The sequence below is a fragment of the Pseudoroseomonas ludipueritiae genome, assembly GCF_014490445.1.
Taxonomy (GTDB): Bacteria; Pseudomonadota; Alphaproteobacteria; order Acetobacterales; family Acetobacteraceae; genus Pseudoroseomonas; species Pseudoroseomonas ludipueritiae.
Genome location: NZ_JACTUZ010000113.1, coordinates 1 through 15213, shown reverse-complemented (window position 1 = coordinate 15213; position 15213 = coordinate 1). Strand labels below are relative to the sequence as shown.

Sequence of the window (15213 nt, the reverse complement as noted above, 5' to 3'; positions counted from 1 at the left end):
CGCCCGCCATCCAGGCCCCGGTGCCGGAGCCGCTGCGCGGCCCCTGGTACCAGGGGGCCTGCGCCGACCCTTCCGCCGCGCTGCACCTGACGGCCCGCGCCGCCGTGCGCCTGCCGGACAATGGCCCGGCGCGCCTGATCCGCTTCTCCCAGTCCCGCCTCCAGGATGGTTGGACCCTGGGCACCGGCCGTGGCGCCGAGGCGCCCCGCATCCTGCTGCGCGGCACGGCCGAGGCGCTGGAGACCGCCGAGCCCGAGCCAAAGCTGCGCGACGACCGCCTGCCCGGCGAGACCCCCATCCAGGCCTGGCACCGCTGCCCCGCCGCGCCGGCGGGCCTGGCGGCGCTGCATGGCGAGGGTGTGGCCTTCCTTTCGTCCCTGGAAGCCCTGGAAGCCGCCTGCGGCCCTGCCGCGCCCAGCCCCGATTCCTGCGTCGCCGCCGTGATCCGCGAGGGCGATGTTTCCAGCGATGGCAAGCTGTCCGTGGCGGAGATCGCCCGGCTGGTGCGCGGCGCCTCCTGGCTGCTGGCCGCGGCCGAGGATGCGACGCCCGAGACGGTGCTGGCCACCGGCGGTGGCGGCTTGCTGGCCGGCGTGGCCATGGGGCGGCTGCTGATGGAAAGCCTGGACTACGACGGCGACGGCAAGCTCTCGGCGGCCGAGCTGGCGCAGGACCGGCTGGGCTTCGGGCGCGCCACCGGCCAGGCGGATGGGCGGCCGGTGCGGATGCAGGGGCTCCAGGAAGGCGTGGCGCTGCTGCGCGGCGTGGTCGAGGGGCTGCTGTTCGAACAGGAATGACGCGGCGGGCCGGGGCCAAGGGGCGCCGCCCTTTGGGACCCCGCCGGGGTGGAAAGTCCACCCCGGACCCCGCTGTCAGTCTTGTTCAAAAAATGGAACGGGTGCCGAATCTATAGTCGCCGGAAGGCCTCGCCCTCCGGCGGACCACCCTGCCGTAAGTCCAAAAACTGATGGCGGGGTCTGGGGTGACACTGTCACCCCGGCGGGGTGGCCTGGAGGGGCGGCGCCCCTCCAGCCTTCAATCCAGCACGCTGCCCGGATCGGTATTGGCCCCGCAGACCACCACGCCCACCCGCGCCCCTTCCGGCGGCACGAAGGCGCCGCAGAGCAGCGCGGCCAGGGCGGTGGCGCCACCCGGCTCAGCCACCAGCCGGCAGGCCTCCCACAGCCGGCGCCGGGCCTCGCGGATGGCTTCGTCCGGCACCAGCACCGCCTGCCGCACGAAGCGGCGGGCAATGGGGAACATGGTCTCGCCCACCTGCCGCGCGCCCAGGCTGTCCGCCGCCACGCCGCCCACCGGGGCGGGGGTGGGGCGGCCCTCCCGCAGGGCGGTGTGCAGGGTGGGGCAGCCCTCGGGCTCGACGCTGACGAGGTTGGCGCGGCCGGCGTACCAGGCGGCCATGCCGCCGATCAGCCCGCCGCCGCCGGTGGCCACCAGCACATGCGTGAGTTCCGGCGCGTCTTCTTCCAGTTCCATGGCCAGGGTGCCCTGGCCGGCCAGGACTTCGGGCTGGTCATAGGCATGGATCTGCAAGGCGCCGGTCTCGGCGGCACGGGCCTCGCTGGCGCGGCGGGCGTCGTCATAGGCCGCGCCGCCCTGCACCAGATGGGCGCCATAGGAGCGGATGCGGGCGGCCTTGGCGGCACCGGTGATCTCGGGGACGAAGATCTCCGCCAGCACGCCCAGCGCCTGGGCGGCATAGGCCACCGCCGCGCCGTGGTTGCCGCCGGAGGCCGCGATCACCCCCGCCTTTGGCAGCGGCGCCGAGAGCATGCGGTTGAAGGCGCCGCGCGGCTTGAAGGAGCCGCTGGCCTGCAGAAGCTCCAGCTTCAGCACCAGGTCGCAGGGCGTGCCCAGCGCCTGGGCCGGCAGGCGCAGCAGCGGCGTGCGGCGGATATGGGGCGCGATCCGCCGGGCGGCGGCGCGGATGTTTTCGCCCGTCACGGGCAGTGCGGGCTCGGTGGCAAGGTCGGTCATGTCGCGGCAGGGTTGCATCCTCGCGGCGCGGAGTGCAACCGGTGGTGCCCTTGTGGCCCCTGCCCAAAAAGTGCCATATTTCCTGATATTTCACGCGGGAAGCGGGAGCCGACATGTTGCAGCACGGAAGCTGCGCCGCATCCGGTGGGGCAGGGGTCCTGTTCCTCGGGGCGCCCGGGGCCGGTAAGTCCGACCTTCTGCTGCGGCTGATGCAGCGCGGCTGGCAGTTGGTGGCCGACGATCAGGTGGCGCTTTCGGCGCAGGGCGACGCGGTGCTGGCGGAAGCGCCCGCGGAGCTGGGCGGCATGCTGGAGGTGCGCGGCGTCGGCATCTTCCAGGGCCTGCCCCATGGCCCCGCCACCCTGCGCCTGGCGGTGCTGCTGGTGGGGCGGGAGGAGGTGCCCCGGCTGCCGGAGCCACGCGTCTTCACCGTGTTGGGCCGCGACCTGCCGCTGCTGGCGCTGCATGCCTTCGACTGCTCCGCCTCCGCCAAGATCGAGCTGGCGCTGGGCGTGGCCGAGGCGCGCTACGCGCTGCATGCCGGCGCGCTGTCGGCGGCATGAGCAACCGCGCCAGGGAGCCCGACGGAGAGAAGCCGGGCACGCTCCGCCCGGTGGTGCTGGTCACCGGCCTTTCCGGCGCCGGCAAATCCTCCATCCTGCGCATGCTGGAAGACCTGGGCTTCGAGACGGTGGACAACCCGCCGCTCTCGGTGCTGGAGGAAGTGGTGCGGGAAGGCGGCAGCGTGCCCATCGCCGCCGGGGTGGATGCCCGCACCCGTGGCTTCGAGACCGCCGATGTGATGGCCCTGCTGGGCCGGCTGCGGCGGGTGCCCGGCATCGCCCCGCAACTGATCTATGCCACGGCCGATGAGGCGGTGCTGCTGCGCCGCTTCTCCGAGACCCGGCGGCGGCACCCGCTGGCCCCCGGCGGCTCCCTGGGCGCGCGGGTGGCGGATGGCATCGCGCGGGAGGCCGCGCTGCTGGCGCCGCTGCAGGAGGTGGCGGATGCGGTGATCGACACTTCCGACCTGCCGCTGCCGGAGCTGCGCCGGCAGATCGAGCAGCGGTTCCGCGACAGCGGCATCGGCGGCATGGCCGTGGCCGTGCTGTCCTTCGCCTTCCCCAAGGGGCTACCGCGGGAGGCCGACCTGGTCTTCGACCTGCGCTTCCTGCGCAACCCGCATTACGACCCGGTGCTGCGGCCCCTGACGGGGCGGGATGGGAAGGTCGCCGCCTTTATTCAAGAGGATTCGGCCTTCAGTCCATTCTGGCAACGCATGACGGCGCTGTTGGACCCGCTGTTGCCCCGCTACGCGGCGGAGGGCAAGAAATACCTCACTGTGGCCATGGGCTGCACCGGCGGCAAACACCGTTCGGTCCTGCTGGCGGAAATGCTGGCGGCCCATCTGGCGCGGAGTGGCTGGCGGGTCGATCTCACCCACCGGGAGCTTGCCCGCCTGGAGAATGTCCACAGAGAACAGGCAGGGGCCGGGAGCCCCATGCCACAGCGGGCCGGGGATGGCCCGGCTGCCCTTATTTCCCCTGCGGGTCGGGAGGCCCCTTCTTCTTGTACGCAATGATGCGCCTTTTCATGACGCGCCCCTCCATGACGGTGGCTGTGCGATGATCGGGATGGTCCTGGTCAGCCATGGCCGCCTGGCGGACGAGCTGCGCCTGGCGATGGAGCATGTGGTGGGGCCGCAGCGCGGCGTCGCCACGGTCTGCATCGGCCCGGAGGACGACATGGAGGGCCGCCGGCAGGACATCCGCGACTGCGTCGCCGCGGTGGACCAGGGCGACGGCGTGGTGATCCTGACCGATATGTTCGGCGGCACCCCCTCCAACCTCGCGACGGCGGTGGCCGAGGAGCCCTCGGTGGCCGGCGGCCCCGTGGAGGTGATCGCCGGCATCAACCTGCCGCTGATGGTCAAGCTGGCGCGGGTTCGTGGCGCCCAGCCCTTGGCGGAGGCGGTGGAACACGCCATGTCTGCGGGACGGCGCTATATTTCCTGCGCCACACCCAGCCGCTGCGCCCCGCCGGAGCCGATGGTCCTGTGCGGTGCCAACGGCAAGGCCGGAACGAGCTGATGAACCCGCCCCCGCACCTGCGCCCTGTCCTCCTCGCGCCATCCGATTCCTTTCGCGAGGCCCAGGCACAGCCGGGGGCCGATAATCCCATGGTGCTGCGCCGCACCGTGACCATCACCAACAGCCGGGGCCTGCATGCGCGGGCAGCGGCGAAGCTGGTGACCACCGCCGAGCGTTTTTCAGCCTGCGTAAACGTTTCCCGCCATGGTCAGACCGTGCCCGCATGCTCCATCATGGGGTTGATGATGCTGGGTGCCGGCAAAGGCAGCGAGGTGGTGGTGGACGCGGAAGGCTGGGATGCCCGTGAAGCCCTCGATGCTGTGGCCGGCCTGATCGAGGCCGGATTCCATGAAGACTGAGGCGAGCCGCAGCACCGTAGCCAGGTCCCCCGACGGGGCCACGAAACCCGCCGCCTCCAAATCCGCCGATGGGGCGCGCAAGGCCTCCATCCCCCGCAAGGCGCGGGAGATCGCCATCAAGGGCATCCCGGTTTCGCCGGGCGTGATCATCGGCGCCGTTTTCGACACCAGCGAGGTGCCGGCCGAAGCACCGCGCCGCGAGATCGCGGCCTCGAAAGTGGAGGGCGAGCGCCAGCGCCTGGCCGCCGCCGTGGCCGCCAGCCGCAAGCAGGTCTCCAAGCTGAAGGCGCGCCTGGGCGTGCTGCCCGAGGAAGCGCAGGAGGAACTGGAGCCCCTGCTGGACGCCTATGCCATGATGCTGGGCGACAGCCGGCTGATCCGCGGCGCCCGCCGCCGGATCGCCGAGGAACTGCTGGGCGCCGAGACGGCGGTGCAGGACGAGGCGGAGAGCATCGCCGCCGCCATCCTGGCCACCAAGGACGACGACAAGGCCGGGCTGAAGCGCCGGGCCGGCGAGGTGCGGGAGATCGCCCGCCGCCTGACCCGCAACCTGACCGCCACCCCCTTCCGCAGCCTGAAGGACGTGCCCGCCGGCGCCATCCTGGTGGCGGAGGAGCTGACCCCGGCCGATGCCGCGCTGCTGGACCCCACCCGCATCGCCGGCGTGGCGACGGAGGAAGGCGGCGCCGACGGCCATACCGCCATCATGCTGCGGGCGCTGGGCATTCCCAGCGTGCTGGGCTGCCCGGGGCTGACCGAGGCTGCGGTGCGTGGCGACCAGGCGGTGCTGGATGGCGCCGCCGGCACCATCGTGCTGCGGCCCGGCGCCGAGGCCCTGGAGGTGGGGCGGGAGGCCCTGGCCGCCTATGCCAAGGAAAAGGCGCGCCTGGCCAAGCTGCGCCGCCTGCCTTCCATCACCCAGGATGGGGAGGAGGTGGAGCTTCAGGCCAATCTGGAGATCCCGGCCGAGCTGCCGCTGATCGCCCAGGCCGGCGCCCAAGGCGTGGGGCTGCTACGCACCGAATTCCTCTTCATGAACCGTGAGGACCTGCCGGACGAGGATGCCCAGGTCACCGCCTATACCCAGGTGGTGGAGGCGATGGCGGGCGACTGCGTCACCATCCGCGTGCTGGACTGGGGCGGCGAGAAGGACATGGAGGCGCTGGCGGAAGGCATCGAGCCCTTCCATGCCGGGCCGAACCCGGCGCTGGGGCTGCGCGGCATCCGCATGCTGCTGAAGAAGCCCGAGCTGCTGGAGGTGCAGTTCGCGGCCATTCTGCGCGTGGCCGGCACCGCCGCGCCGCAGGTGACGGGGCAGGGCGCCCCCGCCGGGCAGATCCGCATCCTGCTGCCCATGGTGACGGTGCCGGAGGAAGTGCGGCAGGCGCGCGAGATCTATGAGCGCGTGGGCCGCCGCCTGCGCCGCAAGGGCGTGCCGCTGCCGGAGAAGATGCCGCTGCTGGGCGCCATGATCGAGACGCCGGGCGCCGCCCTGGCTGCCGATGCCATCGCGCTAGAGGCCGATTTCTTCGCCATCGGCACCAATGACCTGGCCATGTACACCCTGGCGGTGGACCGGGCGGAGGCTGAGGTGGCGCATCTCTACGACCCACTGCACCCGGCGGTGCTGCGGCTGGTGCAATTCGCCACCGAGGCGGCGCTGCGGCTGCGCATGCCCGTCTCGGTCTGCGGCGAAATGGCGGGCAACCCCCGGCTGGTGCCGCTGCTGCTGGGCCTGGGCATCCGGGCGCTGTCCATGAATGCCAGCGCCATTCCCCGCGTGAAGCAGATGGTGCGCAGCCTGAAGATCGACGATTGCGCCCGCTTCGCCCGCCGGGTGATGGAGCAGGGCGACCCGAAGCGCATCCAGGAACTGGTGATGGGCTTCGGCCAGGACGGCTGAGGAGCCCCGACCATGGAGCAGGCGATCGCCCCGGCGCGGCTCGGCCCGCCGCATATGAGCCCGGCCGAGCTGGAGGCCTTCCGCGCCTGGCTGCGCGGCGGCGCCCGCCGCTACGCCGAATTCGGCATGGGCGGCTCGACGCTGGAAGCGGCGCGGGTTGGCTTCCAGGCCATCGTGGCCGTGGATTCCGACCGGCGCTGGGTGGAGAGCATCCGCGCGCATGAGGAGATCGCCCCCGGCATCGCCGAGGGGCGGATCGCGGCCCTGCATGGCGATATCGGTCCCACCCGCGCCTGGGGCGCCCCGGAAGGGGAGGGCGCGGTGAAGCTCTGGCCGCAGTACCTGCGCGCGCCCTGGGCCGAGTGGCAGCGGCGGCGGCAGGTGCCGGACCTGGTCTTCGTGGATGGCCGCTTCCGCGTCGCCTCCGCCCTCTCGGCCCTGCTGGTGCGAGAGGATTGGCGCGGCCTGCGCCTGATGGTGCACGACATGCTGCCGGAGCGGATGGGCAATTACGGCCCCATCCTGGATTGCTTCGAGCCCGAGGCCCAGGCCGAGTCGCTCTGGTTGCTGCGGCCACGCGCCGGGATGAGCCACATGGATGCCATGGTCACCTTCCTTTCCCGCCTGATGGACGCGACCTGAATCACATAAAGATATCCTGATGTCTTGTCGGTCTTGCTGGCTATGGCGGCCAGGGCATGTTACGCCGCGCCCCATCTTCGAGAGGGCTGCCGTATGAGCGCGACCATGACTGCCGACTACAAGGTGAAGGACATCTCCCTGGCCGAATGGGGCCGCAAGGAGATCTCGATGGCCGAGGACGAGATGCCCGGCCTGATGGCGATCCGCGAGGAATACGGCCCCTCCCAGCCGCTGAAGGGCGCCCGCATCGCCGGCTGCCTGCACATGACCATCCAGACCGCCGTGCTGATCGAGACGCTGACCGCGCTCGGCGCCGAGGTCCGCTGGTCCTCGTGCAACATCTTCTCCACCCAGGACCATGCGGCCGCCGCCATCGCCGCCGCCGGCATCCCCGTCTTCGCCTGGAAGGGCATGAACGAGGAGGAGTTCTGGTGGTGCATCGAGCAGACCGTCCGTGGCCCGGACGGCTGGGAGATCAACATGATCCTCGATGACGGCGGCGACCTGACCGTGCTGATGCACGACAAGTACCCCGAGCTGCTGAAGAACGTGCGCGGCCTGTCCGAGGAAACCACCACCGGCGTACACCGCCTGTGGGAGATGGCGAAGAAGGGCACGCTGAAGGTTCCGGCCATCAACGTGAACGACAGCGTCACCAAGTCGAAGTTCGACAACCTCTATGGCTGCCGCGAGAGCCTGGTGGACGCCATCCGCCGCGGCACCGACGTGATGATGGCCGGCAAGGTCGCCGTGGTCGCCGGCTATGGCGACGTGGGCAAGGGCTCGGCGGCTTCGCTGCGCAATGCCGGCTGCCGCGTGATGGTGACCGAGGCCGACCCGATCTGCGCCCTGCAGGCCGCGATGGAAGGCTATGAGGTCGTGACGATGGAAGACGCCGCGCCGCGCGGCGACATCTTCGTCACCGCCACGGGCAATGTGGACGTGATCACGCTGGACCACATGCGCGCGATGAAGAACCGCGCCATCGTCTGCAACATCGGCCACTTCGATTCCGAGATCCAGATCGGCGCCCTGCGGAACTTCCAGTGGGACAACGTCAAGCCGCAGGTGGATGAGGTGATCTTCCCCGACGGCAAGCGCCTGATCGTGCTCTCCGAGGGCCGGCTGGTGAACCTGGGCAATGCCACGGGCCACCCGAGCTTCGTGATGTCCGCCAGCTTCTCCAACCAGACCCTGGCGCAGATCGAGCTCTGGACCAACCACAAGAACTACGAGAACAAGGTCTATACCCTGCCGAAGAAGCTGGACGAGAAGGTGGCGGCGCTGCACCTCGCCAAGGTCGGCGCCAAGCTGACCAAGCTGACGCCGCAGCAGGCCGAATACATCGGCGTCGGTGTCTCCGGCCCCTTCAAGCACGAAGAATACCGCTACTGAGACCAGCCGCCGGGGCCCCGCGCCCCGGCGCGCCAGTCTGGCTGCCGCGCCGCCGCTTCCCCTGCCGGGGGAGCGGCGGTTCGCGTTCCACGGGAAACCTTCAGCGCATCGGTTTGTTGCCACCCTCGCCCGCCATCCGGCGGCCTAGTGCGAGGGAGCGCCCGTGACCGCGAGCTACCGCTTTGGCATCGAGGAAGAATATTTCCTCGCCGACGCCACCACCCATGGCACCCCCGGCCGCGCCGTGGCCGAATTCCATGCCGCCGTGCGCGACCGCCTGCCGGAAGCCGAGCGCGAGCTGCTGCAAAGCCAGGTGGAAGTGGCCTCGCCCCCTTCCACCGACTTCGCCGAAGCGCGCGGCGTGCTCTCCGGCCTGCGCCGTGGCCTGGCGGATGTCGGGCGGGAACACGGCATCCTGGTGCTGGCCGCCGGCACCCATCCCTTGGCCCGGTGGTCCAGCCAGGACCATACGGAAGCCGAGCGCTACCAGGGCCTGATGCGCGACCTGCGGATGCTGGGCCGCCGCAACGTGGTCTGCGGCATGCACGTCCATGTCGAGGTGCCGCGCCCCGACGCGCGCATCGACCTGATGAACCGGCTGATGCCCTTCATGCCGCTGCTGCTGGCACTCTCCGCTTCCTCTCCCTTCTGGCAAGGGCAGGAAACCGGCCTCGCCGCCTATCGCCTCTCCGTCTTCGGCGAGATGCCGCGTACCGGCCTGCCCGATCTGTTCCACGACGCCGAGGATTACGCCCGCTACGTGGAGATCATGACCCGCGCCGGCGCCATCAAGGATGCCAGCTTCCTGTGGTGGGTGCTGCGCCCTTCGGTCAAGTTCCCGACGCTGGAGCTGCGCGTCGCCGATGCCTGCACCCGGCTGGAGGACACGATCGCCATCGCCGCGCTCTACCGCTGCCTGGTGCGCTGCGCCGACCGCCGCCCGGAACTCAACCGTGGCACGACCGGCACCTCCCGCGCCCTGGTGGCCGAGAACCTCTGGCGCGCCCAGCGGGACGGTGCCCGCGCCATGCTGATCAACGAAGCCAAGGGCGACGCGGTGCCCTTCGCCGATGCGCTGGACGCCACGCTGGCCCTGGTGGCGGAGGATGCCGAGGCACTCGGCTGCAAGGCCGAGCTGGGCACCCTGCGCCGCATCGCCAGCGAAGGCACCAGCGCCGACCAGCAGGCAACGGTTTTCGCCAGGGCGCGGCAGAATGGCGCCAGCGAGCGGGAAGCGCTGGGGGCGGTGGTGGAGTGGCTTGCGAGGACAACGCGGGGGGAAGGGTAGAAAGGAAGGTTATGGAATGAATTCCCCAAACCCCTTCTTTTCTCTTCGAGTTTCAGGTCGGTCAGGACCTTTGGGTGTGTTGTCCAGAGAATGAAAGGCCACACGGGCTGAGGCCGCAGTCGCCGGAGGACTAAGTCCTCCGGCGCGCAATCAGGTTGGGTGCCGCCGCAGGCGCGCCCGAGAACTCGAAGAAAAAAGATGGGGGTCCGGGGGAATTCATTCCCCCGGCCTTTTTCCCGAAGCTTCAGCCGCCCGTGGCCATCTTCAGCGGCGGCTCCACCCCTTCCGGGATCGGGCAGACATAGGGCGTGGCTTCCGTGCGCGCCGCGAGGTCGGCCTTCGCCGCCGCCAGCAGTTCCGGGTTCTCGATCAGGTCCACGGCGGTGCCGGCCATCACCTTGGCCACATGCACCATGCCCTTGTGGGCCGCCGGCATCTTGCCCTGCGCCGTCCATTGCCAGGAATGCGCAGGCGTGCCGATGGCGAGAGTCGCGCCGCTGGCCTGCACCGTCGGCACCACCCAGGAGACATCGCCCACGTCGGTGGAACCCAGCAGGCTCGCACCGCTACGCTCGGCGATGGGGGGCTGGATCTTCTCCGCCAGCGGCTCGTCGCTGCGCGGCTTGAAGCCGGAGCGGTTATAGTTGCTGGCGATGCTATCCGGCGAGAGGGTTGCCTGGATCTTGCGGGCGAATTCACGATCCGCCTCGTCGAAGGGCACGGGGCCGAGGCGCTCGAAGTTGTTCTGCATGGCCTGCTCCAGCGGCGCATTGCCGAGCAGGTTGGCGGTGGCGGAAAGGATCTGGCTTTCCACCGTGGTCTCGGTCATCAGCGCCGCGCCCTCGGCGATCTTCTTCACCCGCTCGATCAGCGCGAACATCTCGTGCAGCGTGTGGGCGCGCACGGCGTAGCGCACCTTGGCCTGGCCCTGCACCACGTTGGGCGCGATGCCGCCGGCGTTCAGGTAGGCGTAGTGGATGCGGGCATCGCTCGGCATATGCTCGCGCATGTAGTTCACGCCGACATTCATCAGCTCGACGGCGTCCAGCGCGGAGCGGCCCAGGTGCGGCGCGGCGGCGGCGTGGGAGGAGCGGCCGGTGAAGGAGAAATCGATCCGCGTCATGGCCAGCGAATCGGCTTCCTGCACGCCGGCCCAGGCGAAGGGGTGCCAGGTGATGGCGGCATCCACGTCCTTAAAGGCGCCGGCGCGCACCATGAAGGTCTTGGCGGCGCCGCCTTCCTCGGCCGGGCAGCCGTAGTAGCGCACGCGCGCCTTGATCCCGTTCTTCTCCAGGTGGTCCTTCAGGGCCGTGGCGGCCAGCAGCGCGGCGGCGCCCAGCAGGTTGTGGCCGCAGCCATGGCCATGGCCGCCGGCTTCCACCGGGCGCGGCTCGGCCACGCCGGATTCCTGGGACAGGCCGGGGAGGGCGTCGTATTCGCCCAGGAAGGCGATGACGGGGCCTTCCTCGCCCGCCTCGCCCATCACGGCCGTGGGGATGCCGGCCACCTCGCGCGTCACGCGGAAGCCCTGTTCCTCCAGCATCGCGGCATGCTCGGCGCAGGAGCGGTGCTCGTTGTAGAGCAGTTCCGGCATGCCCCAGACCCGGTCGCTGAGGTCGGTGAAGGCATCCTTCCTGGCTTCAACCAGATGCCAGATTTCTTCGGTATTGCGCATCGCGGGCTCCTGCTGCCGGGAATTGGGGAGTGGCGCCCGGCAATGCCGGCGTCAAGCTCGGCGGAAGGGCTCGGCCCGGGCGGCGGATCGGCTTAGAGAGAGGCCATGCATCGCGAAGGCCGCAGCGCATGACGGAAACCACCGGCTTCGACTTCTCCGCCCTCACCGCGCGGGAGCGGTACAAGATCCTGATCGGCACGGTGGTGCCGCGCCCGATCGCCTGGGTCACCACCGTGGATGCGCGGGGGCGGGCCAATGCGGCGCCCTTCAGCTTCTTCAACTGCCTGTCGGCCGACCCGGCCATCCTGGCGCTCGGCGTGGAATTCCGCCCGGATGGCGCGCCAAAGGATACGGGGCGCAATATCCGGGACACCGGCGTCTTCACCGTCAACATCGTCTCCGACGCGCTGGTGGAGGCGATGAACGTCACCGCCGTGCCCTTCGCCGCCGGGGTGGATGAGCTGGCGCTGGCGGGGCTGGCCGTCGTGCCCGGCAGCGCCATCGACTGCCCGCGCATCGCCGCCGCGCCGGCCGCGCTGGAATGCCGGCTGCATTCCTTTCTGGAGATCGGCAATTCCCGCGAGATCGTGCTGGGGGAGGTGGTGCATGCCCATATCCGCGCCGATGCGGTGGATGAGCGGCTGCATGTGGACCCGGCGGCGATCGACGCGGTGGGGCGGATGGGCGGGCATGGCTATGCCTCCACCCGCGACCGCTTCGACCTGCCGACGATGAACGAGGCCGGCTTCGCGGCCGGCGGCATGGCGGCGATGCGCCGCCGGCGCGGGGGCTAGAGCGGCAGCAGGAAGAGCCAGACCACGCAGCCGATGCCCAGGCCGAAGAGCAGGGTGCGCGGCGTAGCGAGATTGGCGAGATAGGCGCCGGTATAGGCCAGCCGAAGCAGCACGAAGGCCAGGGCCAGCAGGTCGATCCGCCCCTGCGGCGCATCGGCCATCTGGGCCAGGATCACGGCGGCGGCGAAGGGCGGGAAGGCCTCGAAATGGTTGCGCTGGGCCCAATCCGCCCTTTGCCGGTAGCCGGTCTGCTTCTCCAGCCAGGCACGCGGGGCGCTGTTGTCGAAGGGGGCACCGGCCTTGGCGATTGCCGCCGCCAGATAAGGCAGCATCGCCGCCACCAGGATCATCCAGTTCGCCAGGGTCATGGTGCGCCTTCAGGGGGGAGGAGGGCGCGCAGCAGATCGTTCCGGTTCCTGGCTGTCAAGGCGGCCCCGGGGGAAGGGTATCACCCGGGCATCCGCGGTCAGAGCCGCTGCGGCTGGCCGCCGGGGTCGACATCCCAGGGGGCGCGCGCGGCCTCCGTCAGGGCGTCACGGCGGGTCAGGCCGATGTCGCGCAGCATCCGTTCATCCAGCTCCTGCAGTTGCACGCGTGTTTCGACCACCGTGACGACGCGGCGAATCAAGGCGGACCAGCCCAGTGGAGCGGGGGCGCTGCACTGCACGGACGACAGGGGGGAGGCATGGCCAAGATGGGCAGACATTGGGAGGACCTTTCAAGCTCCGTTCTTCTGCCGGGGATCCTGTACCCCTCGGCACGTCGGATGCTGCGGTCGATACCGGAATAAAGAAAACGAATTGTTTTGACGAAGAGCATCAGAATCGCTGATGATGTTTCCATGCTCGCCCTGCCGCCTGGCCTGGACCCGGACCTGCTGCGCTCCTTTGTGCTGATCGCCGAGGGAAGCAGCGTCACGCGCGCCGCCCAAAGGGTAGGGCGCACCCAGTCGGCGGTCTCGATGCAGATGCGGCGGCTGGAGGATGTGCTGGGCCAGCCGCTGCTGCTGCGCGGGCGCAATGGCTTCTCCCTGACCCCGCATGGCTCCTGGCTGCTGGAGCGGGCACGGCCCTGGCTGGCCATGCACGACGACATCCTGGCCAATTTCCGCTCCCCCAACATCACCGGCCACGTGCGGCTGGGCACGCCGGACGATTATGTCCTGGTCTGGCTGCCGGAAATCCTGGCCCGCTTCGCGGAAAGCCATCCGGCGGTGGAGCTGGAGGTGATCTGCGCCCCCAGCAACGAGCTGCTGGAGCGGTTGAACGATGGGGAGCTGGACCTGACCATCTTCTCCGCCGGCCATGGCCGGGAAGAGGACAGCACCAGCCTGTGGCGCGGCCCGCTGCATTGGGTGGGGGCCTCGGCGCATGCCATCCACCGGCTCTCGCCGCTGCGGTTGTCGCTCGGGCATTCGAGCTGCATCTGGCGCCGGGCGGCCACGGCGGCGCTGGATGCCGCCGGCACTCCGTGGCGCGTGACCTATAGCTCTTCCTCTCAGATGGGGACGCATGCGGTGGTGCTGGCGGGGCTGGCCATCACGGTGGGGCTGGCGGCGCCGCTGCCGCCCGGACTGCGGGTGCTGGACGAATCGGACGGGCTGCCGCCGCTGCCGGAATTCGAGATCGCCCTGGCCAGCGGGAGCGATACGCCGGTGACCGAGGCGCTGGAGCGGCACATTATCGACAGCTTCCGCCACGAACCCGGTGGCCTGCCCGACCGGGAAGGCTGATCGTGCTTGCCCTGCGGGGCGCCCGGATGCTGCACTGACCCGTAATGAAGCGGGCCTTCCCGCTGCATGCCCCAGAAGGACGGCCCAAGCCGCCATGGGGAGTTAGGGATTGGGAGCAGTGCAAGAATGACGACAACCGATCGAAGGGGCCTGCTGGCCCTGACGGCGGCGGGGCTGGCGATGCCGGGTCTGCTGCGGGCCCAGGAGGCCTGGCCGGACCGCACGCTGCGGCTGGTGGTGCCCTGGCCACCCGGTGGCAGCACCGACACGGTGGCCCGCATCATCCAGCCGAAGCTGCAGGAGGTGCTGGGCAAGCCGGTGGTGATCGACAACCGGGGCGGCGCTTCCGGCTCGATCGGCGCCATCGAGGCGGCGCGGGCGGCCCCGGACGGCACCACCTGGATGCTGGCCTATGACACCCAGGCCACCAATGAGAGCGTGATGAAGCTGCCCTTCCAGACCATGGAGGCCTTCGCCCCGGTCAGCCTGGTGGCCACTGGGCCTCTGGCCCTGGTGGCGCATCACAGCACGCCCTTCAAGACCTATGCCGATGTGGTGGCGGCGGCGAAGAAGGACCCGGACAGCCTGAACTACGCCACCTCCGGCGTCGGCGGTCTGGCGCATGTGGCCACCACCCTGCTGCAGCAGGTGGGCGGCTTCCGCATGGTGCATGTTCCCTACAAGGGCGGCGGGCCGGCCACGCAGGATGCGGTGGCGGGGCATGTGCCGCTCTTCATGTCCAATGTGGTGGTGATCAGCCAGCACATCAAAGCCGGCGTGCTGCGCCCGCTGGGCGTGACCACCAAGGGGGAGACCCGGCATGTCCCGGGCGTGAAGAGCTTCGCCCAGCAGGGCGTGGGCGACTTCGAGGCCCCGACTTGGTGGGCGCTGCTGGGTCGAACCGGCACGCCCAAGCCGATCCTGGACAAGATGCACGCGGCGCTGATGACGGTGCTGGCCGACAACGACGTGCGGCAGAAGATCGAGGAGCAGGGGGCCGATGTGGTGGGCTCCACCCCGGCCGAGTGCGGCGCCTTCCTGCAGAGGGAGATCACCCGCTGGGGCGAGGTGATCCGGGCCAACAAGATCCAGGCCGATAGCTGAGCTGCTTCGTGACGGAAGCGGAAATTTCAAAAAAGGACTAGGCAAGGGCGGCGTAGGGGCATATAAGCCGCCCCACGCCGCCGGTTGGCGCTGCTAACGGCGAACGGACGATGATTGGCTGAGGTCAGGGGGTTGACAGGCGGTCGAGAGATCGCCAAATAGACCGTCTGCCGAGGAGATCGTCGGTTTGATCTTTGAAAATTGCATCGGGTTTTCTGGAAGTAGTTGAATACTTT

Annotated in this window: 16 protein-coding genes; 12 read left to right on the top strand and 4 right to left on the bottom strand. The window is 70.0% G+C overall.

Going from position 1 to position 15213, the window contains the following annotated elements; translation table 11 throughout:
• On the top strand, nucleotides 1–797 hold a 797-nt coding region (locus tag IBL25_RS18990), incomplete at its 5' end, for an EF-hand domain-containing protein (RefSeq protein WP_202986819.1).
• Nucleotides 798–1035: 238 nt separating this feature from the next.
• On the opposite strand, the gene IBL25_RS18985 is transcribed toward IBL25_RS18990, so the two are convergent.
• On the bottom strand, nucleotides 1036–1995 hold the full coding sequence (locus tag IBL25_RS18985) for a threonine/serine dehydratase (protein ID WP_187780089.1): 960 nt from the start codon (nucleotides 1993–1995) through the stop codon (nucleotides 1036–1038).
• 113 nt (nucleotides 1996–2108) lie between these two features.
• Here IBL25_RS18985 and IBL25_RS18980 point away from each other — a divergent pair, with 113 nt between their 5' ends.
• The 8 genes from IBL25_RS18980 to IBL25_RS18945 all read left to right on the top strand — a co-directional run bounded on the left by IBL25_RS18980 (nucleotide 2109) and on the right by IBL25_RS18945 (nucleotide 9672).
• The gene (locus tag IBL25_RS18980) at nucleotides 2109–2558 is read left to right on the top strand and encodes an HPr kinase/phosphorylase (RefSeq protein ID WP_187780088.1); all 450 of its coding nucleotides are present in this window, start codon (nucleotides 2109–2111) and stop codon (nucleotides 2556–2558) included.
• Nucleotides 2555–3577, top strand: coding sequence for an RNase adapter RapZ (gene rapZ / locus IBL25_RS18975; protein ID WP_194433768.1), 1023 nt, complete (start codon nucleotides 2555–2557; stop codon nucleotides 3575–3577). The genes IBL25_RS18980 and rapZ overlap by 4 nt, the downstream gene beginning before the upstream one ends.
• Before the next feature lie 43 nt (nucleotides 3578–3620).
• On the top strand, nucleotides 3621–4085 hold the full coding sequence (locus IBL25_RS18970) for a PTS sugar transporter subunit IIA (RefSeq protein WP_187780087.1): 465 nt from the start codon (nucleotides 3621–3623) through the stop codon (nucleotides 4083–4085).
• 89 nt (nucleotides 4086–4174) lie between these two features.
• A complete protein-coding gene (locus IBL25_RS18965) occupies nucleotides 4175–4444 on the top strand; it encodes an HPr family phosphocarrier protein (protein WP_187780086.1) in 270 nt (89 codons plus the stop codon).
• Nucleotides 4434–6347, top strand: a complete 1914-nt coding sequence (gene ptsP / locus IBL25_RS18960; protein ID WP_187780085.1) for a phosphoenolpyruvate--protein phosphotransferase — start codon at nucleotides 4434–4436, stop codon at nucleotides 6345–6347. The genes IBL25_RS18965 and ptsP overlap by 11 nt, the downstream gene beginning before the upstream one ends.
• 12 nt (nucleotides 6348–6359) lie before the next feature.
• Entirely contained in the window at nucleotides 6360–6989 is a 630-nt protein-coding gene (locus IBL25_RS18955) for a hypothetical protein (RefSeq protein WP_187780084.1), read from the top strand.
• 93 nt (nucleotides 6990–7082) lie between these two features.
• Nucleotides 7083–8384 (top strand): adenosylhomocysteinase, encoded by a 1302-nt coding sequence (gene ahcY / locus IBL25_RS18950; protein WP_187780083.1) that lies wholly within the window; start codon nucleotides 7083–7085, stop codon nucleotides 8382–8384.
• A gap of 163 nt (nucleotides 8385–8547) precedes the next feature.
• Nucleotides 8548–9672 carry a carboxylate-amine ligase gene (locus IBL25_RS18945; protein WP_187780082.1) on the top strand — a complete coding sequence of 375 codons (1125 nt, stop codon included), beginning with the start codon at nucleotides 8548–8550 and terminating at the stop codon, nucleotides 9670–9672.
• Nucleotides 9673–9916: 244 nt separating this feature from the next.
• Here the strand turns inward: IBL25_RS18945 and IBL25_RS18940 are convergent, their stop codons facing one another.
• On the bottom strand, nucleotides 9917–11347 hold the full coding sequence (locus IBL25_RS18940) for a M20 family metallopeptidase (RefSeq protein ID WP_187780081.1): 1431 nt from the start codon (nucleotides 11345–11347) through the stop codon (nucleotides 9917–9919).
• Between the two features lie 128 nt (nucleotides 11348–11475).
• Here IBL25_RS18940 and IBL25_RS18935 point away from each other — a divergent pair, with 128 nt between their 5' ends.
• Entirely contained in the window at nucleotides 11476–12141 is a 666-nt protein-coding gene (locus IBL25_RS18935; RefSeq protein ID WP_187780080.1) for a flavin reductase family protein, read from the top strand.
• Here the strand turns inward: IBL25_RS18935 and IBL25_RS18930 are convergent.
• Entirely contained in the window at nucleotides 12138–12509 is a 372-nt protein-coding gene (locus tag IBL25_RS18930; RefSeq protein ID WP_187780079.1) for an MAPEG family protein, read from the bottom strand. The two genes, IBL25_RS18935 and IBL25_RS18930, sit on opposite strands and share 4 nt — an antisense overlap.
• Before the next feature lie 98 nt (nucleotides 12510–12607).
• Entirely contained in the window at nucleotides 12608–12847 is a 240-nt protein-coding gene (locus tag IBL25_RS18925; protein WP_187780078.1) for a DUF1127 domain-containing protein, read from the bottom strand.
• Between the two features lie 135 nt (nucleotides 12848–12982).
• Between IBL25_RS18925 and IBL25_RS18920 the strand changes: the two genes are divergently transcribed.
• Nucleotides 12983–13873, top strand: coding sequence for a LysR substrate-binding domain-containing protein (locus IBL25_RS18920; RefSeq protein WP_187780077.1), 891 nt, complete (start codon nucleotides 12983–12985; stop codon nucleotides 13871–13873).
• Between the two features lie 126 nt (nucleotides 13874–13999).
• Nucleotides 14000–14977, top strand: coding sequence for a Bug family tripartite tricarboxylate transporter substrate binding protein (locus IBL25_RS18915; protein WP_187780076.1), 978 nt, complete (start codon nucleotides 14000–14002; stop codon nucleotides 14975–14977).
• Nucleotides 14978–15213: the final 236 nt, after the last annotated feature.

Bases quoted from the DNA above. Each gene is read 5' to 3' on its own strand.
- IBL25_RS18985 (WP_187780089.1), bottom strand. From the start codon at position 1,995: ATGACCGACCTTGCCACCGAGCCCGCACTGCCCGTGACGGGCGAAAAC.
- IBL25_RS18980 (WP_187780088.1), top strand. From the start codon at position 2,109: ATGTTGCAGCACGGAAGCTGCGCCGCATCCGGTGGGGCAGGGGTCCTG.
- rapZ (WP_194433768.1), top strand. From the start codon at position 2,555: ATGAGCAACCGCGCCAGGGAGCCCGACGGAGAGAAGCCGGGCACGCTC.
- IBL25_RS18970 (WP_187780087.1), top strand. From the start codon at position 3,621: ATGATCGGGATGGTCCTGGTCAGCCATGGCCGCCTGGCGGACGAGCTG.
- IBL25_RS18965 (WP_187780086.1), top strand. From the start codon at position 4,175: ATGGTGCTGCGCCGCACCGTGACCATCACCAACAGCCGGGGCCTGCAT.
- ptsP (WP_187780085.1), top strand. From the start codon at position 4,434: ATGAAGACTGAGGCGAGCCGCAGCACCGTAGCCAGGTCCCCCGACGGG.
- IBL25_RS18955 (WP_187780084.1), top strand. From the start codon at position 6,360: ATGGAGCAGGCGATCGCCCCGGCGCGGCTCGGCCCGCCGCATATGAGC.
- ahcY (WP_187780083.1), top strand. From the start codon at position 7,083: ATGAGCGCGACCATGACTGCCGACTACAAGGTGAAGGACATCTCCCTG.
- IBL25_RS18940 (WP_187780081.1), bottom strand. From the start codon at position 11,347: ATGCGCAATACCGAAGAAATCTGGCATCTGGTTGAAGCCAGGAAGGAT.
- IBL25_RS18935 (WP_187780080.1), top strand. From the start codon at position 11,476: ATGACGGAAACCACCGGCTTCGACTTCTCCGCCCTCACCGCGCGGGAG.
- IBL25_RS18930 (WP_187780079.1), bottom strand. From the start codon at position 12,509: ATGACCCTGGCGAACTGGATGATCCTGGTGGCGGCGATGCTGCCTTAT.
- IBL25_RS18925 (WP_187780078.1), bottom strand. From the start codon at position 12,847: ATGTCTGCCCATCTTGGCCATGCCTCCCCCCTGTCGTCCGTGCAGTGC.
- IBL25_RS18920 (WP_187780077.1), top strand. From the start codon at position 12,983: ATGCTCGCCCTGCCGCCTGGCCTGGACCCGGACCTGCTGCGCTCCTTT.
- IBL25_RS18915 (WP_187780076.1), top strand. From the start codon at position 14,000: ATGACGACAACCGATCGAAGGGGCCTGCTGGCCCTGACGGCGGCGGGG.